26 protein-coding genes are annotated in these 22,172 nt (G+C 51.3%); 8 read left to right on the forward strand and 18 right to left on the reverse strand.

Annotation, left to right across the window (positions count from 1 at the left end; all coding sequences use genetic code 11):
• Window positions 1–30 precede the first annotated feature (30 nt).
• The 4 genes from B9Z32_RS02430 to B9Z32_RS02445 are packed head-to-tail and all read left to right on the forward strand — an operon-like array spanning window position 31 to window position 2,467.
• Window positions 31–1,422: a sigma-54 dependent transcriptional regulator gene (locus B9Z32_RS02430; protein WP_108419776.1), complete on the forward strand. Its 1,392-nt coding sequence runs from the start codon at window positions 31–33 to the stop codon at window positions 1,420–1,422.
• A 20-nt stretch (window positions 1,423–1,442) separates the two neighbouring features.
• Window positions 1,443–1,769 (forward strand): flagellar hook-basal body complex protein FliE, encoded by a 327-nt coding sequence (gene fliE, locus B9Z32_RS02435; RefSeq protein WP_108419777.1) that lies wholly within the window; start codon window positions 1,443–1,445, stop codon window positions 1,767–1,769.
• A gap of 42 nt (window positions 1,770–1,811) precedes the next feature.
• On the forward strand, window positions 1,812–2,102 hold the full coding sequence (locus B9Z32_RS02440) for a nucleotidyltransferase family protein (protein ID WP_108419778.1): 291 nt from the start codon (window positions 1,812–1,814) through the stop codon (window positions 2,100–2,102).
• The gene (locus B9Z32_RS02445) at window positions 2,099–2,467 is read left to right on the forward strand and encodes a DUF86 domain-containing protein (protein WP_108419779.1); all 369 of its coding nucleotides are present in this window, start codon (window positions 2,099–2,101) and stop codon (window positions 2,465–2,467) included. Before B9Z32_RS02440 ends, B9Z32_RS02445 begins: the two co-directional genes overlap by 4 nt.
• A gap of 9 nt (window positions 2,468–2,476) precedes the next feature.
• Here B9Z32_RS02445 and B9Z32_RS02450 read toward each other — a convergent pair whose 3' ends face one another.
• From B9Z32_RS02450 to B9Z32_RS02480, 7 genes are all read right to left on the reverse strand, one after another.
• Window positions 2,477–2,764, reverse strand: a complete 288-nt coding sequence (locus tag B9Z32_RS02450) for an EscU/YscU/HrcU family type III secretion system export apparatus switch protein (protein ID WP_158268164.1) — start codon at window positions 2,762–2,764, stop codon at window positions 2,477–2,479.
• Window positions 2,757–3,764: a hypothetical protein gene (locus B9Z32_RS02455; protein WP_146179441.1), complete on the reverse strand. Its 1,008-nt coding sequence runs from the start codon at window positions 3,762–3,764 to the stop codon at window positions 2,757–2,759. The genes B9Z32_RS02450 and B9Z32_RS02455 overlap by 8 nt, the downstream gene beginning before the upstream one ends.
• 53 nt (window positions 3,765–3,817) lie before the next feature.
• Entirely contained in the window at window positions 3,818–4,324 is a 507-nt protein-coding gene (gene fliS, locus B9Z32_RS02460; protein WP_108419782.1) for a flagellar export chaperone FliS, read from the reverse strand.
• 36 nt (window positions 4,325–4,360) lie between these two features.
• Window positions 4,361–5,665, reverse strand: coding sequence for a flagellar filament capping protein FliD (fliD, locus tag B9Z32_RS02465; protein WP_108419783.1), 1,305 nt, complete (start codon window positions 5,663–5,665; stop codon window positions 4,361–4,363).
• 19 nt (window positions 5,666–5,684) lie between these two features.
• On the reverse strand, window positions 5,685–6,065 hold the full coding sequence (locus B9Z32_RS02470; protein ID WP_108419784.1) for a flagellar protein FlaG: 381 nt from the start codon (window positions 6,063–6,065) through the stop codon (window positions 5,685–5,687).
• A 61-nt stretch (window positions 6,066–6,126) separates the two neighbouring features.
• Entirely contained in the window at window positions 6,127–7,263 is a 1,137-nt protein-coding gene (locus tag B9Z32_RS02475; RefSeq protein WP_108419785.1) for a flagellin, read from the reverse strand.
• A 23-nt stretch (window positions 7,264–7,286) separates the two neighbouring features.
• On the reverse strand, window positions 7,287–8,177 hold the full coding sequence (locus B9Z32_RS02480; RefSeq protein ID WP_108419786.1) for a flagellin: 891 nt from the start codon (window positions 8,175–8,177) through the stop codon (window positions 7,287–7,289).
• Window positions 8,178–8,376: 199 nt separating this feature from the next.
• On the opposite strand from B9Z32_RS02480, the gene flhA reads away from it, so the two are divergent.
• The 4 genes from flhA to B9Z32_RS02500 are packed head-to-tail and all read left to right on the forward strand — an operon-like array spanning window position 8,377 to window position 13,239.
• Complete coding sequence (gene flhA / locus B9Z32_RS02485; RefSeq protein WP_108419787.1) at window positions 8,377–10,464, forward strand: flagellar biosynthesis protein FlhA; 2,088 nt, start codon at window positions 8,377–8,379, stop codon at window positions 10,462–10,464.
• 39 nt (window positions 10,465–10,503) lie between these two features.
• Complete coding sequence (gene flhF / locus B9Z32_RS02490) at window positions 10,504–11,796, forward strand: flagellar biosynthesis protein FlhF (protein ID WP_108419788.1); 1,293 nt, start codon at window positions 10,504–10,506, stop codon at window positions 11,794–11,796.
• Window positions 11,793–12,551 carry a hypothetical protein gene (locus tag B9Z32_RS02495; protein ID WP_108419789.1) on the forward strand — a complete coding sequence of 253 codons (759 nt, stop codon included), beginning with the start codon at window positions 11,793–11,795 and terminating at the stop codon, window positions 12,549–12,551. The genes flhF and B9Z32_RS02495 overlap by 4 nt, the downstream gene beginning before the upstream one ends.
• A 1-nt stretch (window position 12,552) precedes the next feature.
• Window positions 12,553–13,239 carry a FliA/WhiG family RNA polymerase sigma factor gene (locus B9Z32_RS02500; RefSeq protein WP_108419790.1) on the forward strand — a complete coding sequence of 229 codons (687 nt, stop codon included), beginning with the start codon at window positions 12,553–12,555 and terminating at the stop codon, window positions 13,237–13,239.
• Between the two features lie 35 nt (window positions 13,240–13,274).
• Here B9Z32_RS02500 and B9Z32_RS02505 read toward each other — a convergent pair whose 3' ends face one another.
• The 11 genes from B9Z32_RS02505 to B9Z32_RS02555 form a co-directional block, all read right to left on the reverse strand.
• Window positions 13,275–13,667 (reverse strand): hypothetical protein, encoded by a 393-nt coding sequence (locus B9Z32_RS02505; protein WP_108419791.1) that lies wholly within the window; start codon window positions 13,665–13,667, stop codon window positions 13,275–13,277.
• A gap of 24 nt (window positions 13,668–13,691) precedes the next feature.
• Window positions 13,692–14,027: a flagellar biosynthesis anti-sigma factor FlgM gene (flgM, locus tag B9Z32_RS02510; RefSeq protein ID WP_108419792.1), complete on the reverse strand. Its 336-nt coding sequence runs from the start codon at window positions 14,025–14,027 to the stop codon at window positions 13,692–13,694.
• Window positions 14,028–14,035: 8 nt separating this feature from the next.
• A complete protein-coding gene (flgA, locus tag B9Z32_RS02515) occupies window positions 14,036–14,716 on the reverse strand; it encodes a flagellar basal body P-ring formation chaperone FlgA (protein WP_108419793.1) in 681 nt (226 codons plus the stop codon).
• A 23-nt stretch (window positions 14,717–14,739) separates the two neighbouring features.
• Window positions 14,740–15,876, reverse strand: a complete 1,137-nt coding sequence (locus tag B9Z32_RS02520) for a hypothetical protein (protein ID WP_108419794.1) — start codon at window positions 15,874–15,876, stop codon at window positions 14,740–14,742.
• The gene (locus tag B9Z32_RS02525) at window positions 15,857–17,533 is read right to left on the reverse strand and encodes a hypothetical protein (protein WP_108419795.1); all 1,677 of its coding nucleotides are present in this window, start codon (window positions 17,531–17,533) and stop codon (window positions 15,857–15,859) included. Before B9Z32_RS02525 ends, B9Z32_RS02520 begins: the two co-directional genes overlap by 20 nt.
• A complete protein-coding gene (locus B9Z32_RS02530) occupies window positions 17,526–17,972 on the reverse strand; it encodes a hypothetical protein (protein ID WP_146179442.1) in 447 nt (148 codons plus the stop codon). The genes B9Z32_RS02525 and B9Z32_RS02530 overlap by 8 nt, the downstream gene beginning before the upstream one ends.
• Before the next feature lie 71 nt (window positions 17,973–18,043).
• On the reverse strand, window positions 18,044–18,457 hold the full coding sequence (locus tag B9Z32_RS02535) for a YkgJ family cysteine cluster protein (protein WP_108419797.1): 414 nt from the start codon (window positions 18,455–18,457) through the stop codon (window positions 18,044–18,046).
• A gap of 10 nt (window positions 18,458–18,467) precedes the next feature.
• A complete protein-coding gene (locus tag B9Z32_RS02540) occupies window positions 18,468–18,851 on the reverse strand; it encodes a VOC family protein (RefSeq protein WP_108419798.1) in 384 nt (127 codons plus the stop codon).
• A gap of 34 nt (window positions 18,852–18,885) precedes the next feature.
• The gene (locus B9Z32_RS02545; RefSeq protein ID WP_369909347.1) at window positions 18,886–19,869 is read right to left on the reverse strand and encodes a Bug family tripartite tricarboxylate transporter substrate binding protein; all 984 of its coding nucleotides are present in this window, start codon (window positions 19,867–19,869) and stop codon (window positions 18,886–18,888) included.
• Window positions 19,870–19,895: 26 nt separating this feature from the next.
• Complete coding sequence (locus B9Z32_RS02550; protein ID WP_108420940.1) at window positions 19,896–20,774, reverse strand: oxaloacetate decarboxylase; 879 nt, start codon at window positions 20,772–20,774, stop codon at window positions 19,896–19,898.
• 57 nt (window positions 20,775–20,831) lie between these two features.
• Window positions 20,832–22,145 carry an aminotransferase gene (locus B9Z32_RS02555; RefSeq protein WP_108420941.1) on the reverse strand — a complete coding sequence of 438 codons (1,314 nt, stop codon included), beginning with the start codon at window positions 22,143–22,145 and terminating at the stop codon, window positions 20,832–20,834.
• Window positions 22,146–22,172: the final 27 nt, after the last annotated feature.

Here is a 22,172-nt window from a genome sequence, read left to right on the forward strand (position 1 = left end):
TAAGCCTACAAAGTTAACAACTGCTCACACATGAATCCGTTTCAAATTCTCCTAGTTGAGGACGACACCGACCTTCGCGAGGCCATCAGCGTGACGCTGCGTTTGGGCGGCGTAGACCACGTGGCCTTTGAGTGCGCCGAAGATGCACTGCCCGCCATAGACCCCGAAGTAGAGCAAATGCTGGTGACCGATTTCCGTTTGCCTGGCATGAATGGCTTGCAGTTGTTAGCCCAAGCCCGAGACAAACACCCCCAGCTTCCGGTGGTGGTCATGACCGCCTATGCCGACACCCAGTTGGCCGTGCAAGCTTTGAAAGGTGGCGCCCGTGATTTCCTCATCAAGCCCTTCATGCCCCAACAATTGTTGGAGGTCATTGCGCGCCATCACCCCAGCCCACCCTCGGCAAAAATTAGCGCTGATGGGGAAATAATTGCCTCCGATCCGGCAATTCTTGCCGTTAAAAACCGTTGCGAGCGTGTGGCTGGCACCGGCGCCACCGTGCTTTTAACGGGCGAATCGGGTGTGGGCAAAGATGTATTTGCCAAGCAAATTCACCAACTTTCGGGCCGCAACAGCAAGCCCTATGTGGCCATTAATTGCGCCGCCATTCCAGACAACCTGCTTGAGTCCACCCTGTTCGGCTATGAAAAAGGCGCCTTTACGGGTGCTACCAAGGCCCAGCCAGGCAAGTTTGAACAGGCCAACGGCGGCACGCTTTTCTTAGATGAAATAGGCGAAATGCCGCTTGAATTGCAGGCCAAACTGCTGCGAGTGCTGCAAGACCAAGTGGTAGAACGCTTAGGCTCTATGCGCTCTGTGAATTGCGATGTGCGCATTGTGGCGGCCACCAACCAAGACCTGCAGCAGAGAGTGAAAGACGGCAAATTTAGGGAAGATTTGTACTTCCGCTTGGCCGTGTTTCCCATTCGCATTCCACCACTGCGTGAGCGCCAACAAGACATCTTGCCATTGGCCGAACATTTCTTGGCGCGCTATGGCCGCACCATGGGCCGCCAGGGCTTGAAACTCTCCGCCCAAAGCAATCAAGCCTTGCAAAGCTACCCCTGGCCGGGCAATGTGCGTGAATTGGAAAACGCCATGCAGCGCGCCCTGCTTTTAAGCGATGGCGATTTGATCGAACCCAACGACATTGAGCTACATGGCAGCGAGCCAAGCAGTGCTGTGAGTGCACCCATTGGCAATTTGACCGCCAGTGGCACACCTCTTGCATACAGTTCAGACACTGAAAGCACAACTTCGGGCGCACAGGACATGGATTCCATTGAACGTGAGCACATTTTGAAAGTTCTGAAGCAAGTGGGTGGCAACCGAAAAGAAGCCGTCAACGTTTTGGGATTGTCCGAAAGGGCCCTGCGCTACAAGCTCAAGGCCTACAAAGAAGCCGGTTTTCTTTTTGATTGAATTGAATTAAGATAAATAGCATGTCAAACATTAACCTCGAGTCCCTCACCAGCCAGATGAAAGTCATGGCCGATATGGCGTCGGGTCAGTTAAATTCAACATCCACTTTGCCCAAGGCAGGCGAGCCCGATTTTGAATCAGCTTTGAAAAAAGCCGTGTTGGCAGTCAACGAAACTCAAAACGTGGCGCAAGCCAAAGTGCAAAGCTTCTCCACCGGTCAAAGCAACATGACCTTGGAAGAAGTGATGGTCGACTTGCAAAAAGCCAACCTGTCCTTCCAAACCATGATTGCTGTGCGCAATCGTTTGGTGGATGCCTACAAAGAAGTTACCAACCTGCAGGTTTGAGTGCTTCTGTTTGAAGCCTCAACCAAAGTTTGAAGAAAAACAATGAAACCATCAATTGCTCTTCAAACGCATCGACTAGCAATTCGCTCTGTTGTTGAGCGTCACAATGCGCGCAACGCGCGAGTTTTCGGTTCGGTGCTACGCGGCGAGGATCAAGAAGGCAGCGATTTAGATATTTTGATCGACCCTACACCCGACACCACACTCTTTGACATTGGCGCAATTCGCCATGAACTCTTACAATTGCTAGGCGTTCAAGTGGATGTGCTCACACCCAATGCCTTACCTGATTCATTCCGAGCTAAAGTCATCAACGAAGCTCGCCCTGTATGATGCGAGACCCGAAGCGGCTGTCCGACTATCTTGATCATATTCTGGAAGCGATAGAGCGTATTGAAGAGTACGTTGCAGATTTGGAAGAAATGAGTTTTCTTGGTAATAAACTTGTCCAAGACGCTGTCATCCGTAACTTCGAAGTTATCGGTGAAGCAAGTAACAACATAGAAAAGCGCTTTCCTGAGTTTGTGGCGGCTCATCCAGAATTGCCACTGGCCTCTGCATATCAAATGCGCAATGCCGTTGCTCATGGCTACTTTCAAGTAGATTTTGAAATTCTCTGGAAGACGATTCGTCGTGATCTTCCTAGCTTGCACACCAAGGTAGAAGAGATTCGAGTAAAGCTGACTTTGGGAAGTTAATCCAAAGAATCAGTATTTAGATTCTTCCAACTTCTTGTCTTCTTCATGCGCCCAAGCCAACACTTGGGCAATGGCTGCATAAAGCTCGGGGGGTACCCAAGCGTTGAGGTCTAGTTCCATTAAGAAGGCCACCAAGCTGGGTTCGCTGCGTGTGGGAATGCCAAGCTCTTTAGCGCGGTCTAATATGGCTTGGGCAATTTCACCTTTGCCTTTGCTTAAAACGCGAGGTGCTGGCGTGTTGGGCTTGTAGCCAACGGCCACTGCTTGCAAAATTTCTTCGTGGCCCAAGTTAGACATAGGGTGCTTCCTTGTCTGAAAGCAAAGCTGTTGGGTCTGGCAATTGCTCCACCCTAACATCTGTCAGCCCATGCGTTTTCAATTCTTGCAATAGCTTGGGCGCAAGAGCCGACCAATTGACTTTGCCATCTTCGTCTGGCTTGCCATACAAAACCTGCAAGCTAATGTCTTGCCCCCATTGAGACCCTGCAACTCGAAGCTGCCCAAGGTTTGGAAGTGTGATTTCCACTTTCAACATAGCGCCTTTTTCAAGCTGCCCAGCTAGCTTTGGGTTATTGCGCCAAGTGTCTTCTCTAACAATGCGCATGGGCAAGCCAGGCACCAACTCGGTCTGCCACACCATGTTGCCTTGCGTGAGCATGCGCGCTGCTTGTTCGGCTGCGTCGCTGTCGGGCTCTAAGGCTGAAACCCATTGAGTTAGCTGTGCGGCACTGGGCTCTTGGAAAGAGGCATCGCGCCTAGAAAGCCAGGCTTCATTGAGTTTTTGCGCTGCAAACACATCACTTTTGGCAATGGCTTCGTAAATGCTTTTGAGTTGGCTGTTGATGTCTGCAGAAGAAGGAGCCTTAGGTTCACCGTCTTTGGGTTTAGCGGAAGTCTGTGCTGCAATACTCAACAAGAATGGCATCAAGTTGGCAACATTGCCATTCGATTTGGCCAGCACACCACTCAACCAAGTTGACAAACCTTGCGCCAACAAGGGATGCACATCACCCGACTTCAATGCGTCGGGATCTGCGCCTTGAGGCTGGAACCCAGGCACTGCCGGCTTGGGCGACTGAAGCAACGTTAAAGGCAGCGGCGCTGCCAGAGCAGATCGTGCCGCTTGCCCCTCTGCGCCTGCAAACACGGGCTGTGTCCATTGCAAGGCTACTCGGCTGTCTAACGATTGCGCTTCTTCGGCCACACCGGGCACTGCAGTTACCGGCGACACCGGGCCCACCTCTAACTTTTGCGTTAGCGGCAGGTGCAGTTCTTGAACTGGTGTGGGTATAAACATGGTGCCGAGCAATGATATGGCTTAGCGGCCATTTGGTAAATGCCCGTTGCTTATTAGGCGCTGGCGGCTAACGCGGCATTCATGCCGTTGATGCCACTAGAAGGCGTACCAACGGCTTTGCTAGACAAAGACTTTGCTGTTGCCATAACAGGCTGCAAATACTTAGATGCAAAAGTCTCGTCCTTTTGACCAGCGTGTTCTAACCAAGCTTCAGCCAAAGGCACAAACGCATTGATCACGCCTTGAATCATTTCGGGGTCGCGGCGGAGGCGGGCGCGAATAATTTCTTTGCCGGCCCAGTCATAAATGAAGGCCAGGTTTTGTGCAATTTCGCCGCCTCTTTCTTTGTCCAAGCAAGACTCAAGGCCAGTGGTAATGAGGTCGATGGCTTTGGTTAAAGACTCAGATGAGTCTGCGCCTTCAGCCATTTGAATTTTGCCCGTTTGTAAATGATCAAGCAGGCGTTGGTAAACCATAGCCACAAGTTCTACAGGTTTGGCGGATGACACAGAGGTTTCGCGCTGTGTAGCTGCATAGGTTCGGTGTGCACGCATAGTCATAAGGGTTCCTTTAACAAACAGGGGTTGCCACTAAATTCAATTGTTTTTCTGGGAATTGGTGAGCCCATCCAGCGCGCTCTTCAAAGAGTCGCTGGTGCCTTGCAGTTTGAACAGCAAAGCGTCGAGTGAGGCGTATTGCGCGGTATAGCGAGCCTGCACAGCAATGAGTTTGTCTTGCAGCGCTGTTTTGCGCTTGTTGAGGTCGGACTGTGTGCTTTGCTCGCTGGCAATTCGATCTTGAATAACGCCGCCGCTCAAAATCATGTCGCCAATTTGGGAAGCTAAATCTGAGGTGGTGCTACTGCTGTAGCCAATGCGAACACCAGCGGCCAAGCGCGTTTGCAAAGTGCTGCTGGCAGCCGCCAACAAGGTATCGTCTACCGCCAAATTGCCACTGTCTAGAAGCTTCAGGCCCATAGCAGACAAATCGGTTTGACCTGCTAATGCGCCACCTGTGAGGTTGGTCATGGGCAGCATAAGCCCAGTAAGCACTTGGCGCATCATGCTGGCCACACCAAAGTCGCTGTTTAAAACACCTCGTGACGATGCATCCATGCTGGAGGCGGTTTGAGATTTGAACAAAGAATACAAATCGTTGTAGGCTTTGACCAAGGCATCTAGTTTGGGCCTGGCCGATACAGAGTCATTTGATACCGTCAAGGTAACGGGTGTTGCCAATGCCGTAGTTGTGGCCAAGTTGAGCGTAATGCCTGTAATGGCATCAGACACCGTATTGCTAGCGCGGGTGAACTCTACGCCATTGAGTTTAAAAGTAGCATTTTGGGCTGCTTGGTATTGCGTCTTGGTAATGCCTGCTGCTACCGTGTTATCCGTCAAAGAAAATGCAGCAGCGGTGCCTGTTGTTTTTGACTTTAGCGAGAGTACATACTGCCCTGTATTGCTCAGAAAAACAGTGGCATCGGCACTTGTTTTAACGGCAGCTTGCGCAGCATCGTCGTACCAAGCTTGCGCATCTGCTGCTGTGGTAAATCCAGACACATTCCAAATGGTAGGCTGCGCAAGGCTGCTTACTTCCATTTGATAACTGGCCGCAGTGGCCGCAGCAGTAATTTCTGCCGATGCCACCGAAGCATTGCTAATTTTTGCCGCTTGCTTGGAAAAATTTGCCGGCGTTTGAAGTTCAATTAAGCTGGCTTTGAGTGCAGACAACTGACTTTTAATTTGGCCCAAGGCCGTAATTTTGACCGTAGACCTGCTGATTCTGGCGTCTAGCTTGTTAACCGGTACGTTTTCGGCTTCCATGAGCCCACTCACAATGCCAGCCACATCGAGTGAGCTGCCTGCGCGTGAAGAACTGCTAGAAGTGGAAGAGACTGCCATGATCTAGCAAATGCAAAAATCAGGCCACCTGATGAACCATTTTGTTACCGAGCATTTCAAAAGAGCGAGCAAGGCGCAACAACTCTTCAGAAGGTAGAGTGCGAATGACTTCGCCAGTATCAGGATCGACCAGCTGAACAATCATGTGGCCTGAGGTTTCGTCTTTTGAAATACGAACAGACCGAGCTTGGGATGAGATGAAGTGCTGGATGTCGCGCATTGCCGTTTCAGCGGCGTCTCTTACCTCTTGGCTAGACTCTCGTACATTGGTCTTAGGCAGTGGTACGCTGGCCACCTTAGACACAACATTGGCATCGGTGGCTGGAGCCGTTTCAATGGGGGCCTTGACGTTAGACAACATAGACCCCAGATTGACTGCATTTTTAGAAATCGCATCCATGGGTTGTTTCTCCTTTAAAGAATCTCAACCAGATTTTGAAGACTGGTTGAGAAACTTCATATTACTTCAACAGGCTCAAAATGACATTAGGCATCTGGTTTGCCTGGGCCAACATGGCTGTAGCGGCTTGTTGCAAGATTTGACCTTTGGTCAATGAAGCTGTTTCACTAGCGTAGTCGGTGTCTTGAACACGGCTACGTGCAGCAGTTAAATTTGCTGAAAGCTCTGTGACATTGTTAACTGCATAGTCCATTTGATTTTGATATGCACCTAATTCTGAACGTTGTTTTGTCAACAATGTTAGGTAATCAGAAGCTGCTTTGCTCGTTGTTTCAAATGCAGTTTGTGCAGTAGAAGCTGTTGCTGAAGCCAAATTGGTTGAGTAAACGGCCTCTGCAAGTGACTTAGAAGCATTAGTGCTGTTTTTAGTTAAAACGCCTTTGTCAAAAACAATGATGTCACCTGTAGTCCAGGCAGTACCAGCTGCTAGTGTTATGGTTAATCGATCTGATGAGACTGCAGTACTGGCATGCAAAGTGCCCAAGGCTACATAAGCACCAGCGCCATCCATTTTCCAAATTGTTCCTCCGTTTGCCACAGACGCTGCTGCTGCAGAGGATAAAGTTAGCGATGTCGCTGAAGCATTTCCAGTGTTGGTTGCCGTAGCAAAATTGCCACCAATATTAAAAAAACCACTATTTTTTAAAGCTATAGTGTCAGAAGTAGCAGCACTAGAATAGATAGTCGTTTTTGTATCTGTCGAAGTTGCGCTCTCTGCAACATTCAATAAACTAATGCCTGCAAAACTAGTGCGGTTTGCAATTGAACTAATTGAACTTAGCAAACCCTTTAACTCGTTTTGAATAGCTGTCCGACCATCCTGATTCATTGAACCATTCGCTCCTTGTGTTGAAAGAGTCAAAATGCGCTGGGCCATTTCAGTCGCCGCATTGATTGCACCCTCTGCGGTTTGAACCATGGAAATGCCATCGTTTAAGTTGCGGACACCTTGGTTAGCGCCATTAATTTGTTGAGTTAAAGCGTTTGCAATACCTAAGCCAGCCGCATCATCTTTAGCCCTATTGATGCGTAGACCAGAAGACAAGCGTTCTACGGAAGAAGCCATTGCACCTTGAGCTGACTGAAGGTTTTTAGACGCCAACACTGAGGCGATATTTGTACCCAAAACTGCGGCCATATTTATTCTCCAATTAAAAAAGTTTATTTAAGGAGTGACAAAATGACGTTAGGCATTTGGTTAGCTTGGGCCAGCATTGCAGTGGCAGCTTGCTGCAAGATTTGACCTTTAGTCAACGAAGCAGTTTCAGCAGCGTAATCGGTATCTTGAACACGACTGCGTGCGGCTGTCAAATTAGCAGATAATTCAGTCACGTTATTGACTGCGTATTCCATTTTATTCTGGGTTGCACCTAACGATGATCTTTGAGTATCAAGAGCTGTAATGTATGAGTTTGCTTCGGTTATTACTGTCGTAAAATCTGATGCTGCCGCACTTGAACCAGCAGTTGCAACTGCTGCAATTGCTTTTTTCAAATCGCCTGCTGCACCAGCATAGGTAGAACCGTAGGCTGCGCTAGCTGTATCAGTCCAAATAGCGTTAATGCTAGTTGCCGAGCCAATTGTGACCGTATCACTCGAAACATTACTTGCGTAAATCGTAATGTCCGCAGATGCTCCCAACAATGCATTATTGGAAAACTTAGTCCTAGATTGAATGCTTCCAATTGCACCCCAAAGCTGCGTCAATTCATTTGAAATTGCTAATCTTTGATCGGAGTTCATGCTTCCGTTGGCACCTTGTGTGGCTAGGGTCAATATACGCTGAGCCATTTCAGAAGCTGCACTAATAGCTCCCTCAGCCGTTTGCACCATAGAGATACCGTCATTCAAATTACGGACGCCTTGATTTGCGCCATTGATTTGTTGTGTCAACGCATTGGCAATGCCTAAGCCGGCCGCGTCATCTCTTGCACGATTGATACGCAAACCAGAAGACAAGCGCTCAACAGAATTGGCCATGTCAGACTGCGCAGACTGAAGATTTTTGGAAGCCCAAATCGAAGCGATGTTTGTACCTAATACTGCAGCCATGAGATTCTCCTAAAAAGGTTGTTGGTTGTTAGGCCGGTATTTCCAAAGGCCCTACAGCATCTCTTACGGCCCCCCTCCCCAATCTGTTTAGCGTTTCGATCCAGAAATCACTCAATCCCCCTTAAATAACAACTCTGTAATCTTCCATTGCCCAATTTCCAACCCCTAATTGGTAACATGTTGAAAACCAATTAACTAAATGGCAACCATCACGTCCAGACTTGAAGGGCTCAAGAAGCCTTTGGCTCAAGCCGGCGTGCCGGTCATGGTGCTGCTCATCCTGGTCATGATGCTGGTGCCCCTGCCGGCACTCCTGCTAGACCTGCTTTTCACGCTCAACATCGGCATGGCCATCATGGTCCTTATTGCCGCCTTGAATGTCAAAAGCTTCAAAGACTTTGTTTCTTTTCCCACGCTATTACTCATTACCACCCTCATGCGTTTGTCGCTCAATGTGGCTTCCACGCGCATTGTGTTGTTAAACGGTCACACAGGCACCGATGCTGCAGGCAAGGTCATTGAGTCGTTTGGGCAGTTCCTCATTGGCGGCAATTTCACGGTGGGTGTGGTCATTTTTATCCTCATCACCATCATCAATTTCGTGGTCATTACCAAGGGCTCGGGGCGTGTGGCCGAGGTGTCTGCTCGCTTTGCGTTGGACTCTATGCCTGGCAAACAAATGGCCATTGATGCCGACATGAATGCGGGCCTTATTAAGCAAGAGGAAGCCAAGCAGCGGCGCCAAGAGGTGGCGCAAGAGGCCGACTTTTTTGGCTCCATGGACGGTGCGTCTAAGTTTGTGCGCGGCGATGCCATTGCCGGCATTCTCATTTTGGTGATCAACCTCATTGGCGGCTTGATCATTGGCATGATTGCGCACAACATGAGCTTTGACAAAGCGCTCACCATTTACGGCACGCTCACCATTGGCGATGGTCTGGTTGCCCAGGTGCCTGCGCTTATTATTTCTACAGCGGCTGGTATTTTGGTCACGCGTGTGGCCACCGAAGACAATTTCTCCGAGCAGCTTTCCAAGCAGATGAGCAGCAACCAAAGCTCATTGTTCATTGCTGCCGGTGTGCTGGGCTTGTTGGGCGTGTTGCCTGGTATGCCGCATGCCATGTTTATTTCATTTGCAGTGTTTTTTGCTGGCTTGGCGTACATGATCAGGCGCAAAGCGGCCAATGTGGTTAGCGATACGGCCGCCTTCAACAAAGATGAAGCTGCCCGGCAAGAGTTAGGCTGGACCGATGTGCCCGTGGTGGAGCCTTTGTGCTTAGAGTTGCCTTACCGCCTCATTCCCATGGTGGACAAAGGCGAAGACAGCGACCTTATCAAGCGCATTAGAGCCATTCGGCGCAAGTTTATTAACGACATGGGTTTCCTTACGCCTTCGGTGCACATTCGAGACAATCTGCAACTGCCACCCGAAACCTATCGCTTCTTAATTTACGGCGGCGAAGTGGGGCGTGGTCAGTGCTTGCCCGACAGGTTGTTGGCCATTGCGCCGGAGGGTGTCGAGCCTATGCCTGGTTTGCAAATTCGCGACCCCTCCTTTGGCATGCCCGCCACTTGGATTGAAACCAGCAGCCGAGAATTTGCCATCAGCCGTGGGCACACCGTGGTGGAGCCCGCCGTGGTTATGGCCACGCACCTAGACACGCTCATTCACCGCCACGCTTCAGAGCTTTTGGGCCGGCAAGAAACGCAAGAACTGCTTGATCACTTTAAAGGCAGTTTTCCCAAGCTGGTGGAAGATGTGGTGCCCAAGGTGGTGCCATTGGCTTTGTTGCAGCGTTTGCTCCAGCTGTTGCTTGAAGAAGGCATCAATGTGAAAGACCTGCGAACCATTTTGGAAGTGGCTGCAGAGCACGCTCCCAAAACGCCAGATCCATTGGACATTCTGCCCATGGTGCGCCAAGCTTTGCGCCGTACCATTGTGCAAAACGCTTTAGGCAGTGGCCAACAAGCCCGAGTGTTGGGCGTGCAGCCTGAGTTTGAGCGCCTCATTGAGCAAGCCATTGGCACTGCCGCGGTAGCACCCGATGGTGTGATTGAGCCTTCGCTCATGCGCCTGTTGGTGCAAGAAATTTCTACCCATGTAGACGACATGGAGGCCAAAAACTTGCCACCCGTCATTGTGTGCAACCCTCGCACGCGATTAACTTTTGCCAGAATTGTGAAGAAAATTCGCAGTCAAGCGCATGTGTTGGCCATGACAGAATTGCCGCTAGACACACAGCTCACGTTTGAAAAATTCTTGTGTTCGCAGGCAAGTGCTGGCTAAATCAAATATAAACACAATAAAGCGGAATAACTCTTTCAAATGGCCCCCCACAAAATCATTGCAGCTACCACCACCGAAGCGCTTAAGCTGGTTCGCGAGCAAGTGGGTGGCGATGCTTTGGTGTTGTCCACCCGAGATACACCAGACGGTGTGGAAATTGTGGCCATTTCGCCAGAAGCACTGGCCAAGATGTCGCAAAGGCCTGAAGCCAAAGTGGCGCCAGTTGCAAGTCCAGCTGCTAATCCTTTAGCTCCAAGCCCTAGCAGCACGGCTTCTGCAAATAGCTTTAGCTCGCCTGCAACGGCCGCTGCCCCTAAGGTTTTCAAGCCATCAGCAGCAGATTTTTCACCCCCCGAAGACAAGCGCGTCGACAAACTGTTGGCCGAGTTTTCTGAAGTGAAGCAATTGCTGCAAACGCATTTGTCAGCCCGAGCGTGGGACGACATGCAGGCGCAATCTACAGAAAAAGCGGAAGCACTTCGCATTCTTTTGAATGCAGGATTTTCTCCACAACTTTGTGGTGAAACGGCAGATCAATTGAGCGCGCAAGGCCCTTCCGATGTGCCCTTGATGGATCGCTTGCAGGCCTTGCTCGAATCTAAAATTCAAACCCTAGACCCGCTCTCGGTGTTTGACCCCGGTGGTGTGTTTGCTTTTATTGGCCCCACTGGCGTGGGTAAAACCACTGCCATTGCCAAAATTGCTGCGCGCTGTGTGCTGCGCTATGGCCGCGACCAATTGGCCTTGCTCACCACCGACACGTTTCGCATTGGCGCGCAAGAACAATTGAAGGTTTATGCCAAAATTATTGGCGTACCTGTGGTGTCATTGCGCGACAGCGACGATTTGGCCTCCAAGCTCAGTAGCATGAAAGACCGCCGAGTTATTTTGCTAGATACCGCCGGTGTGAGCCAACGCGACACCCAAATGCTTGAGCAGTCGCAATTGTTGCTAGAAGGAGCACCTGCGCTCAAGCGCATTTTGGTCATGAGCAGCACCACCGATTTGCGCACGCAAGAAGATGTGATCTTGATGTACCAAATGGCCGAGAAGAATGAAAAGTCTCGCGCTGTAACCGCGGCCATCATTACCAAAACAGATGAGGCCGCGCAAATTGGCCCTGTGCTCGATTGCCTCATTCGCCATCAGTTGCCGCTTATGTTTTTGGCCAACGGCCAGCGCGTGCCCGAAGACTTAAGCCAAGCCAACACGGCCTACCTTAGCCACAGAGCATTGCGCCCGCGCATGCTGTCTAGCCGTTTGCAAATTCCCGACGATCAAATACCGGTGCACATGGCCGACCAATTGAACGATTGGGTCAAGGCTTCATGAGTGAACCGGCCACACTGAACGGGCTCAAAGACCAAGCCGATGGTCTTCGTGAGTTGTTTGGTCAATCGCCGCCGCCAGTGCATGTGCTGTGTTGCCCCACCAGGCCCTCGCTGGCCTTGTCTTTGATGAGCGAACTAAGCCAAAGCTTGGTGGCATTAGAGCGAACCGTAATGTGGGTAGACGAAATTGATTTTGCCAACCGCGAGCAATGGCCTCTGCCTTGCAAAGTGAAGTTTGATTTGTCCAAAACCCTTCAAGGCTTTGTAGACCTTGAACAAAGCGTATCGCCCTTGCAACCCACACTTTGGTATGGTTTGTCTTTGCACACTGCTCGCATCCAAGACAGCGTGCAAACTTTGTCCGATCGATTGATGCGAAGCGGCGTAGAGTTTGACACCATCGTTGTTTCAACGGCCGCGCTCAAGGCAGACAGCTTCAAGCACTATGGCCCACGCATTCATTGCACGGCCTTAACTGGATGCGAAGCGGCAGAGCTGAACCAAACCTTTGAGTGGTTGGCCCACATTCAAGATCAAACACCGGTAGCGTCTTGGGGCTTGGTTTTGGCCGGTGAAGCAGGTACCTCTGTCAATACATTGGGTTGGGCCGAAGAAAAAGTCAAAACCAATTTAGGCCCCCATGTAAAAGTGCTGGGCCACATAGATACATCGGTTGCAAATTTGCCTTTGCACAGTGCTTGGCAAAGGTGGCCCGAACTCACTGCCAAGCTCACCAACCATCTGTTGATTCACTAGCATGCCGCCTAAGTATCAACAAGATTTGGGTGAGCAACTCAAACAATATCAACCGCTTGTAAAGCGCATTGCCTCGCGCATTGGCTCCAAGTTGCCCGCCAATGTGATGTTGGACGACCTGATTCAAGAAGGCATGACGGGTTTGCTAGATGCCTTGCAGCGTTATGTGCCGCAACCCAACCAAAGCTTTGAAGCCTATGCCAGCATGCGCATTCGAGGCGCCATTTACGATGCCTGCCGCAAAGAAGACATCTTGCCGCGCAACCAACGCGACCAACTCGATTTGCTAGAAAAAGTAACGCAGCGCTTAGAACACAGCTTGGGCAGGCTGCCCACCGAGCAAGAAATTGCCAAAGAAGCAGGCGTGTCCATAGAAGAGTATTTTGTGGTGATCGACACCTTCGTGAATGTGATGCCTATTGACGATGTGCCCGAAAATTTGTTGCCCACCGATTATTCTGCAGACCCCTTAGAAAAGGTGTCAGGCCAACAATTCTTGGGGCAGGTGGTAGACATTTTAAAAACGCTGCCAGAAAAGCAGCGCTTGGTGATGGCCTTGCATTACCAAGAAGATTTGTCGTACCGAGAAATTGCAGCAGTGCTAGACCTCACGCCAGGCCGCATTAGCCAGCTGCACACACAGGCCATGATTTCTATTCGGGCCTTGCTTAACGTGGAAGTTGGTTGAGCTATTGTTGAGTAGCTTGAGTTGAAGTGTTGGCTTTAGAACTTGCCAAGCAACTGACCACCACCTAAAAACGATACGCCGCCTTCGCTTGAGTAAGTAGCACCGGCAGAAGATTGCGCCGCATAGGCCTGAAGTGCCGCATTGCGCTGCATGGCCAAACGAATGAGATCGCTGTTGAGTTGATGGTCAGATCGGGCCTGCGCCAGGCGGTTGTTCAATTGCGCTTGTTGGTCTTCTGTGTAGGTGGCAATGAGTTGTTTCAAACCATCTACGCCGCCTGGGTGGTTTTCCAAGCTTTTGAGGGCCATTTGGCTGTTAACAATGGCCGCCTCTAGTCCGGGCAATGCGTGATTTTCTAATGTGATGCGCAAGTCATGCACAGCCTGTGCCACTTGCTCTACCAGGGCATGCGTGTTTTCAAATGTCATGCAGGCGTACTAAGTTGTGGTGCTTTATTTGTGACCTGCGCGAACCGCTGCCACTGCATCACCCAACAAGTTGCCAGCCACTTTGTTGTAATCAATTTCAAAGGTACCGTCGGCCAAGCGTTGGCGAATTTCTTTCACCAACTCAATGTCAAATTTGTCGCTGGCGTGGGCTTTTACTGCGGCGCTGGTGCTGGCATTAGATTGAGCAGCCACAGACACAGCCGCTTCGCTAATGCCAATGCGAACGGCTGGCTCAGATTTGTTAGGTGTAGGTTGTTGCAAAGACGCAGCAGCAGGGCCACCCTGAAGGCTAGGCGCCTTGGGTTGTGCCAATCCACGAATGTCATTTTTAATCACCATGATTTACCTCATTCCATCACCACTTCAACCACGCCCTGCAAAACAGCAGTGCCTTGGATTATTTTGCCATCAGAAATACGTACTTTAACTGATGCCCCCAAAGCCGCGTCAGCCAGAGCCTGTCCTGACGCATCGATGCCAAATCCACGGCCCACAATGGCCACCCGAACTTGGTCTCCCGATTTAATTACGGACATTGGCCTGAAATCGTTTAGTCGAAGGGCGTTTCCGGCCTGCTGAGCCCGGCTGAGCTCCATGTTTTTGAGCAATTCTGGGCTGTCTACCAAGCTGTCGCCCATCTTTGACAGGTCGCCGTCCACCCATTTCCAATCGCTTGGCGTTAAAACTTGCCCAGACTTCAAGGGCCTGGTGGCTGCCAAATAGCGCCCCTTGACCACCACATAAAGGCTAACGGGCCTGGCCCAAACCCGACCTGTATCGCACCTTAAATTCAAAAGAAGCTTGCCCCAGGCCTTGTCTTTTCTTAAAAGTTCAACACTTGGGTTTTTAGTACAAGCTGGAAATTCCAGCTTGCTTGGTTCCCACTGAATGCTGAACTCCCGGCCCTCTAAAGAAGGGTGTTGATCTAGAAACTGTTTTACGGCATCTTCAGCCTGAACGCTTAATGCAGCTTGCGCAGGGCTTGCCAAGCAAAACATCAAACAGAAAATAGATAGCAAAGTACGCATAAGTGAGCTGGTTATGCCATTTATCAAGTCATGCTCAAACAATAATAGATCTCGCCCATGGCATCCAAAGCCACGCCCGAAACACCTTCTGGCTTGGGGATATCTGGGGGCACGGCAAAAATATTCATATTTTGAGCAGGCAACACGCGCTCTACTTGAAGGGTTTGATTGACAAGGCCCGAACACAAAGTGAGCACGCCTGCAAAGCCTGAGCCATCGGCATGGGGGTCAAACTGAATGAATTGACCCGCACCCACCGCATAGCGCACGCCATTTTGTACATAGGGCGTCATGCGCATGCGCGAAAGGCTGCACGGAAAAACCAATCTGTAGCCATCTGCCAAGCGTTTTACATGGCCTGCAACAGCCGCCATGCACTGCCCCAGCTTTTGAAACTCATCGTTGCTTAGGTTCAACCCCAGCCAGTCCATGTAAATGGTGAGGCTTCTAGATTGCGCCTGAATGCTGCCGGCTTGGGCGCCCAATTCTCTGAGCGGGTCTAGCAAATCAAGCAAACTGCTGTCTAACCAAACCTCTTGCATGGCTTGAGCAGACATGGGAAACAGTTGCGACAAAGGCACTTGGCCCACTCGCAAAGTCCAGTCTTGCAGCTCACTGAGCAATGCGTCCATTTGCACCACGGTGCGTTCGTCGTCGCGTTGGTTCACAATGCGGGCGTTTTGAATGAGGCTGAGGCCTTTCATGCGCATGGCTTTAAAGCCAGGATCGCCTTGGCCTAGCAGTTGAGCTTGTGCACTCTTGGGTGCCACAGCTTCAAAACTGCTAAGTGACGCAGTATCGCGCGAGACCAAAACCTGCAGCCTAGAAGCCCAAGGACCAAACACTTTGAGCTGCGCATCGGGCTCCAGAATTTGCCCCAGCTGAATATCCTTGAGGGCACTGGCCACGTTGGGCAGCAAACCTTGCGCAACATCCAAAACACTGGGCTGACCCAGAGTGAGCTGCCGAGCCACGTCTTCTACCAAGCTAGCTGCGGTATCGAGGCCCAACACCGACAAAGCACCCGATAAATCGCGTGCATACAAAGCGCCCTGTTGCATGTCGACCGAGCCCACTTGAATGCTGCGTGTCAAACCCTGCAAGCTAAGCTCTGCATCGGACACCACCAATGACAGATGGTCAAACTGATGGGTTGCCATGGGGCCTCCCTGTCACTCTTTCACTGGCTCTGGGCGAGTTGAGAAAATCAAACCTCTTGCCATCGGGCACATCTTCCACGGCCACCTGCAATTTGTTGGACAGGTCGCGCAGTTGTTGGGTCATGCGCTTGACCGAATTTTTGAGATTCGAAATTTGCGACATCATGGCCACCACTTCTTGGTCATTGCCCACCGCATCGGTTTGATGCAAATGTTCTTTGAGCAGGGCAAACGAGCGACCCAAATCGGACGCGGTGGTTAGCACGGTTTGAATGCCCTCTGCCGTGAAGGCCAAGTCGTACACCAAGTTTTCATGGGTAGCGCCAGAGCAAAATTGCAGGTGAATGTTCAACAGCTTTTCGCGCAAAAGCATGAGCTCACTTTCTAGGTCGGCTTGCATGCGCGCGGCCGCACGCCAAGCTTGGTCTTCTAAAGACTTTTGCGGCGTTTCCAAAGGCGTGTTCATGGTTTCTTGCAACAACTTTGACTGCTCAAGCAGTCGGTTGAATTCTGCAATGAGCTCTTCTTGCTGGGTAATTGAGGTGGCCAGAGGTTGGGAGGCCTCGCGCAAGGTGTTCTCTAATTGCTGAGTAAGAGCCAGCCATTTTTGAGACATGAGCTTCAAATGCCGCTGGCCAGAAATGTGAGTTGCCAACAGCACGGAGAGACCAACAATTAAAAGTGCCATGGCACCCATCAGGCCCTCTGCCGCATTGCCAGGAAAGGCCAATTGAGACCAAGAAAAAGGTGCTGGCGGCACAAACACTTTGGGCACCGGTGGCAACTGCTCAAGCGATGCCAACAAACGCTCGTGAGCCACCCAAACTTTGCTCATTTGTTCATCAGTCGATCGAATTGTTTGCGTCAAGTTATTGGCATTCAAGGCCGTCAAAAGAGTTTGAGCCGCTTTGGCTTGTGCTGCCGTGGTGTTGTCGGTGAGTTTGGACTCGGCCTCTAAGGCATCCACTTGGACATTGATTTGGCGCAAAGGCACTTTGGAACTGGCAACAAAGCCCCAAGTGATGGGGGCAGAGATTGCAGGAGACTTTGCAGCACTTGCAGCACTTGCAGTACTTGCACCGACGCTGCTACTGGCGTTAGGCGTTGTGAGCTTCACCCACTCGGCCACGCCTGTATTGAACTCACGAAACGCTGAGAGTGGCACGGATGCCTGAGGAGAAACAGGGCCCTTGGGTTTGTACAGCGCGCTCAAACTATCGCGGGTGCTCATCAAATTGAGCGTGGGCTCTTTGGCCAAGATGAGGGTGTTGAGGTCGTCCAATATCAAATTGGCGCGGCCCGGCCAAATTTGTGGATCGCGAGAATCGGCTGCTGCCTGAGTGGCCTTGGCTGAGGCTTGCGCAAAGCCATCTAGCAAAGGAACCAATTCAGCCAGTTCTGCAAAGAGCTCAGGGCTAAGAGTTTGATCGGCAGCCAAGCCGCTCTTTAGTTTGTTAACACCTTCAAGAACTTTGTCATGTGCTTGCGCCATGTTGTCTTGCGACTTGTCGGGCGCTGGTGGCGCAATGGTCAAGCCAATCCACAGGCTGGCCAGCAGACTCACACAGCCTATTCCTATGAGCAAAGAAAGAGTTGTCCAAACGCGGCTGTTGCTGTCGCGCTGCATCTCAAGGCTGAGCTTTCGGCCTTCAAGCATGCGACTCTCCAGACATATCGCCAGACCGATAAACCACCGCCCATGCTTGGCCGTCGTGGTCTAAAGTGGCCAAGCCGGCCTTGGCCCAAAACGGACCCACCACCGATTGCACGCGGCATCCTGTGGCAGACGAAATAGGCGGATTCAACACAATGGCCCATTGAGTTAACTCACTTGAGTTTTGTAAGTGGCCGTTTGGCGGAAGGGCAAAACAATCAGAAAAAGACTTCATGAAGATGGCGTTGCCATCGTGCACAGCCACATCCAACTGAATAGAAGACGCGCTGGGAGCTGCTGCTTGAGTGCTTTTAAAAACAGCTGAAATGCTGTTGAGAGAAATGGCGTAGTTGGCACCCTGCCATTGCACGCCTAGCCATTGAAACAAAGGCCCGTTTGAAAGGGGCCTGTTGTCAAATTCAGATGGTGTGTTTTCAAGCATGGTTGAGCGCCATTTTAAGCGATGGCTTTCACTTGGCGCAAAAAATCACTTAAAGGCAAACATCTTGCGCATCACAATTTAGAGCGGCTTTGCGCCAAAGCGCCATAAGGGCAAAAGCCAGGCTTGGGCCCTACCTGCGGATGCGTTCTGCAGGTATTGGGCCGATTGTCATACACCGTGCAATGCCGGCCCTTGGCATCTAAAAACTGACAATCGCCGCTGCTGCGCCTGGCCAGCGTGAAAATGCTGTTCTTGAAATTGAAATGGTCAATCAAGCCTGCTTTGCTCAGGCGCTTGGCTATTTGTTTGGGCTCTTCGTTCTCTGCTTCAAACGTACTGACCAAGTTCAGCCGAATAAGGTCGGGCATTTTGACCTCCACCGGCATCGTGCAACAGTTGGCCGCGCAGGTGTCGCACATGCCCGCTTTGTAGCGGGTCCAGCTTTCTGGGCGATCAACATCAACGATGTTGATGGGAGATTTCATGCGGGAGATTTCATGTGCTGCTTGGACGGTGCAGCGCGCAAATTTTGTTGCCGTCTGGGTCGCGCAGGTAAGCCAAATAAAGCTTGCCTGCGGGGCCTTCTCTAAATCCGGGTGGGTCTTCGCAGGTGGTACCGCCATTGGCAATGCCCGCTGCATGAAAGGCATCGCCTTGTTCGGGTGACTTCACGGTAAAACCAATGGTGCTGCCATTGCCGTGGTTGGCAGGCTCACCATTGATGGGCGTGGAAATGGCAAAGGTGCCGGTGGGGCTGCGATAAAAATAACGGTTTTTGTTGGCCACGCCAGGTCCATAGCCCAGTGTGCCCAACAAGGCGTCGTAAAACTTTTTTGAAACTTCAAGGTCATTGACCCCTAGCATGACGTGACTGAACATTTTGATTTCCTTGATTGTGAAAGCTGTGATTGGATTATTCTGCTTTGATGCCAGCCGCTTTGACCACGGGGCCGTACTTCGAAAGATCTCTACTGAGTTCGGCCCCAAAACTCTCGGGCGTGCCGGGTGCGGCTGTAATGCCCATGCCGTTGAGTCTTTCCCTCACTTCAGGGTCGTTAAGGACAGCATTGAGCTCGGTGTTGAGGCGCGTCACAATGGCGCGCGGTGTTTTGGCAGGTGCTAGCAATGCAACCCATGAGCTGGCTTCAAAGTCTGAGACGCCGTTTTCTATGAATGTGGCCACATCGGGCAGAGAGCTGGCGCGCTTGCTGCTAGACACTGCAATGGGCAACAACTTGCCCGACTTCACATGGGGAATGGCACCGGCAATGGCGGTGTAGACCAAAGGAATGTTGCCACCCAAGACATCGGTCAGAGCTTGCCCGCCACCCTTGTAAGGCACATGAACTAAATTTGCGCCTGTTCTTTGGCGCAACAACTCGCCCGCAATGTGTGGTGTGCCGCCCGTGCCTGAAGTGCCATAAGACAAGCCGCCCGCTTGGGTTTTAGACAGGGCAATGAGGTCCTTGAGGTTCTTGGCGGGAAAGCTGGGGTTGGCCACCAAAATTAGAACGGCATCACCAATTTTGCCGATGGGCGCAAAATCTTTGAGGGTGTCAAAGCCTGTTTTGGGAAACACATGCGGGTTGATGACCAAGGTGCCGTCAAAACCCAAAAGCAAGGTGTAGCCATCGCCTTCAGCGGCGGCCACTTGCTGTGTGCCTATGTTGCCCGATGCGCCTGGCTTGTTGTCCACAATCACTTGTTGGCCCAAGCGCTTTGACAATTGCTCTGCAATTAATCTGCCGCTGGTATCGGTCACGCCACCAGGGGTGAAGGGCACCACCAAACGGATGGGCTTGCTGGGATAGCTTTGGGCAATGGCCGAGCCCATCAAGGTGAGTGAAGCGCCCAAGAAGGCAGCTTGTAGCCATTGCCTGCGAAAAATTTTGCTCATCATTTTGTCTCCAGTTAGATTTAAATTCAGTTTGGTTCAGCGTATCTTTTTTCAAATTCCCAGACGTCTTCAAAGCCCATTAGCTTGGTGAGATCGGCAAAATCATAGAGCTCGGTAGCGCCCTGGCTAGAAGAGCCTTGCGCCTGAAACTCTTGATACACGCGCTGCATGGCATGAACGCCCGCCAACAACGCAGTGACAGGAAAGATGGCCAGTTTGTAGCCAATCGACTCCAGCTCGGCACGCGACAACACAGGTGTGCGGCCACGCTCCACCATGTTGGCCAGCAAAGGCACATCAAACGATCGGCCAATTTGCCGCATCTCTTCCTCCGATTCAGGCGACTCCACAAACAAAATGTCGGCGCCTGCTCGCGCATAAGCTTCTGCGCGGTGCAAGGCTTCATCTAAGCCCAGCGTGGTGCGAGCATCGGTGCGGGCAATGATGAGAAAGTTGGGGTCGGTACGTGCATCAACAGCCACCTTGATTTTGCGCACCATGTCTTCCATGGCAATCACCCTGCGCCCTGGTGTGTGGCCACACTTTTTGGGAAACTCTTGGTCTTCCAATTGAATGGCTGCGGCGCCTGCGGCTTCATAGCCACGAATGGTGTGGCGCATGTTGAGGAGGCCGCCATAACCTGTGTCGGCATCTGCAATGAGCGGCGTTTTGGCCATGCCCGCCATGGCAGTCACGCGGCCTACCATGTCACTGTAAGTGGCAAGCCCCGCATCGGGCAAGCCCATGTGCGAAGCCACCGTGCCGTAGCCTGTCATGTACAGAGCATCAAAGCCAAATGAATCGGCCAAGCGAAGTGAGACCATGTCAAAAACGCCGGGTGCCACAACCAGGCCAGGTTCTTGTAGGCGTTGGCGCAGCCTTGCGCGAAGCGTTGTTTCTTTCATATCGGCAATGTTAGATGTTTGAGTTAGGGTTTTGGCCAAAGTCAAGAATTCAAGATTTCAAAGTCGGTTGAGGGCTTTTGTAAATCGTGCCAACAATTCTTGAATTTCAGCCTCAGAAATAATCAGGGGTGGACAAAAGGCAATGGTGTCACAAATGGCGCGCACAATCAGCCCCTCTTCTTCTACCAGCTTGGCGCATTCACGGCCATGGTTGGCTGTGAGCTCAACGCCCGCCAGGAGCCCAATGCCACGCACTTCTTTGACTTTTGGGTGGCTTTCCAATTGCTTCAAGCCATTCACAAGGCACGGGCCCACTTGCCTTACGTGTTCAACAATGTTGAGTTCTTCGTAGATATTCAGTGTTTCCAATGCCACCGCAGAAGCAACGGGATGTCCCGAATAAGTCATGGTGAGGCCAAACATGCCCAGCTCACCACTTTGTCTTGCAATGGGCTCGTAAACTTGCGGCGAAATCATGAGTGCAGAAATGGGGATGTAAGCACTCGACAAAGCTTTGGCACATACCAATAGATCGGGCTGAAGCTTCATGGTGGTTGAACCAAACATCTCACCCGTTCTGCCAAAAGCTGTAACCACCTCGTCGCAAACCAACAAGATGTCGTACTTCTTTAAAAGCCGCTGCAATTTATCGTAGTAAGCCGCGGGCGGCACAATGATGCCCCCAGCCGCCATGACCGGCTCTACAAAAAAAGCTGCGATGGTGTGCGCGCCTTCGGCCAGAATGCGCTGCTCAATGTTCGCAATTAGCCGATCACAAAATGCTTCTTCTGTTTCACCTGCTTGCCCATTTTTGGTGAAGTGAGGCGTGGTGAGATGGATAAAGCCGGGCAGCGGCAAATTGAATTTGTCGTGCGCGTAGCTGGCACCAGTTAAGCTGGCTGCGGCAATGGTGTTGCCGTGGTAGGCCAACAAATGCGACATGAACTTCTTCTTTTCTGGCTGGCCTACAGCGTTCCAGTAATACCAACACAAACGGGCCGCACAGTCGATTGCCTCTGAGCCTGTGCTGGCAAACCATATTTTGGACATGGGAGCGGGCGCCATCGACAACAATCTTTCGGCCAAAGCAATCACAGGCTGGTGGCTTTTGTGGTTGGTAAGCGGGTAATAGGCCAACTCCAACATTTGCTTGTGGGCTGCATTGGCCAAACGTTCATTGCCATAACCCAAGGCAATGCACCACAAACCAGACATGCCCTCAATGTAGTCGCGGCCATGAATATCCTGAACCCAAACACCCTTGCCAGATTGAATAACGCTGGCGCCGCGCTGCGCATGAAGGGACAGATTGGTTAAGCCGTGAACCACAGCTCTGGCGTCTCTCAAGGGAAGAGAGTTGATGTCTGACATGTATGACTCCTTCAATGTCGCTGTTTG

Origin of the sequence: Limnohabitans sp. MMS-10A-178 (assembly GCF_003063375.1) — a bacterium.
Classification (GTDB): Bacteria; Pseudomonadota; Gammaproteobacteria; order Burkholderiales; family Burkholderiaceae_C; genus Limnohabitans_A.

Bases quoted from the DNA above. Each gene is read 5' to 3' on its own strand.
- fliS (WP_108419782.1), bottom strand. From the start codon at position 4,324: ATGACTATGCGTGCACACCGAACCTATGCAGCTACACAGCGCGAAACC.
- B9Z32_RS02530 (WP_146179442.1), bottom strand. From the start codon at position 17,972: ATGCTTGAAAACACACCATCTGAATTTGACAACAGGCCCCTTTCAAAC.
- fliE (WP_108419777.1), top strand. From the start codon at position 1,443: ATGTCAAACATTAACCTCGAGTCCCTCACCAGCCAGATGAAAGTCATG.
- B9Z32_RS02505 (WP_108419791.1), bottom strand. From the start codon at position 13,667: ATGACATTTGAAAACACGCATGCCCTGGTAGAGCAAGTGGCACAGGCT.
- B9Z32_RS02550 (WP_108420940.1), bottom strand. From the start codon at position 20,774: ATGAAAGAAACAACGCTTCGCGCAAGGCTGCGCCAACGCCTACAAGAA.
- B9Z32_RS02535 (WP_108419797.1), bottom strand. From the start codon at position 18,457: ATGAAATCTCCCATCAACATCGTTGATGTTGATCGCCCAGAAAGCTGG.
- B9Z32_RS02450 (WP_158268164.1), bottom strand. From the start codon at position 2,764: ATGTCTAACTTGGGCCACGAAGAAATTTTGCAAGCAGTGGCCGTTGGC.
- B9Z32_RS02500 (WP_108419790.1), top strand. From the start codon at position 12,553: ATGCCGCCTAAGTATCAACAAGATTTGGGTGAGCAACTCAAACAATAT.
- B9Z32_RS02470 (WP_108419784.1), bottom strand. From the start codon at position 6,065: ATGGATGCGATTTCTAAAAATGCAGTCAATCTGGGGTCTATGTTGTCT.
- B9Z32_RS02540 (WP_108419798.1), bottom strand. From the start codon at position 18,851: ATGTTCAGTCACGTCATGCTAGGGGTCAATGACCTTGAAGTTTCAAAA.
- B9Z32_RS02495 (WP_108419789.1), top strand. From the start codon at position 11,793: ATGAGTGAACCGGCCACACTGAACGGGCTCAAAGACCAAGCCGATGGT.
- flgM (WP_108419792.1), bottom strand. From the start codon at position 14,027: ATGGTGATTAAAAATGACATTCGTGGATTGGCACAACCCAAGGCGCCT.
- B9Z32_RS02430 (WP_108419776.1), top strand. From the start codon at position 31: ATGAATCCGTTTCAAATTCTCCTAGTTGAGGACGACACCGACCTTCGC.
- B9Z32_RS02440 (WP_108419778.1), top strand. From the start codon at position 1,812: ATGAAACCATCAATTGCTCTTCAAACGCATCGACTAGCAATTCGCTCT.
- B9Z32_RS02525 (WP_108419795.1), bottom strand. From the start codon at position 17,533: ATGCTTGAAGGCCGAAAGCTCAGCCTTGAGATGCAGCGCGACAGCAAC.
- flhA (WP_108419787.1), top strand. From the start codon at position 8,377: ATGGCAACCATCACGTCCAGACTTGAAGGGCTCAAGAAGCCTTTGGCT.
- B9Z32_RS02445 (WP_108419779.1), top strand. From the start codon at position 2,099: ATGATGCGAGACCCGAAGCGGCTGTCCGACTATCTTGATCATATTCTG.
- flhF (WP_108419788.1), top strand. From the start codon at position 10,504: ATGGCCCCCCACAAAATCATTGCAGCTACCACCACCGAAGCGCTTAAG.
- flgA (WP_108419793.1), bottom strand. From the start codon at position 14,716: ATGCGTACTTTGCTATCTATTTTCTGTTTGATGTTTTGCTTGGCAAGC.
- B9Z32_RS02475 (WP_108419785.1), bottom strand. From the start codon at position 7,263: ATGGCCGCAGTTTTGGGTACAAATATCGCCTCAGTGTTGGCGTCTAAA.
- B9Z32_RS02545 (WP_369909347.1), bottom strand. From the start codon at position 19,869: ATGAGCAAAATTTTTCGCAGGCAATGGCTACAAGCTGCCTTCTTGGGC.
- B9Z32_RS02555 (WP_108420941.1), bottom strand. From the start codon at position 22,145: ATGTCAGACATCAACTCTCTTCCCTTGAGAGACGCCAGAGCTGTGGTT.
- B9Z32_RS02520 (WP_108419794.1), bottom strand. From the start codon at position 15,876: ATGGCAACCCATCAGTTTGACCATCTGTCATTGGTGGTGTCCGATGCA.
- B9Z32_RS02480 (WP_108419786.1), bottom strand. From the start codon at position 8,177: ATGGCTGCAGTATTAGGTACAAACATCGCTTCGATTTGGGCTTCCAAA.
- B9Z32_RS02455 (WP_146179441.1), bottom strand. From the start codon at position 3,764: ATGTTTATACCCACACCAGTTCAAGAACTGCACCTGCCGCTAACGCAA.
- fliD (WP_108419783.1), bottom strand. From the start codon at position 5,665: ATGGCAGTCTCTTCCACTTCTAGCAGTTCTTCACGCGCAGGCAGCTCA.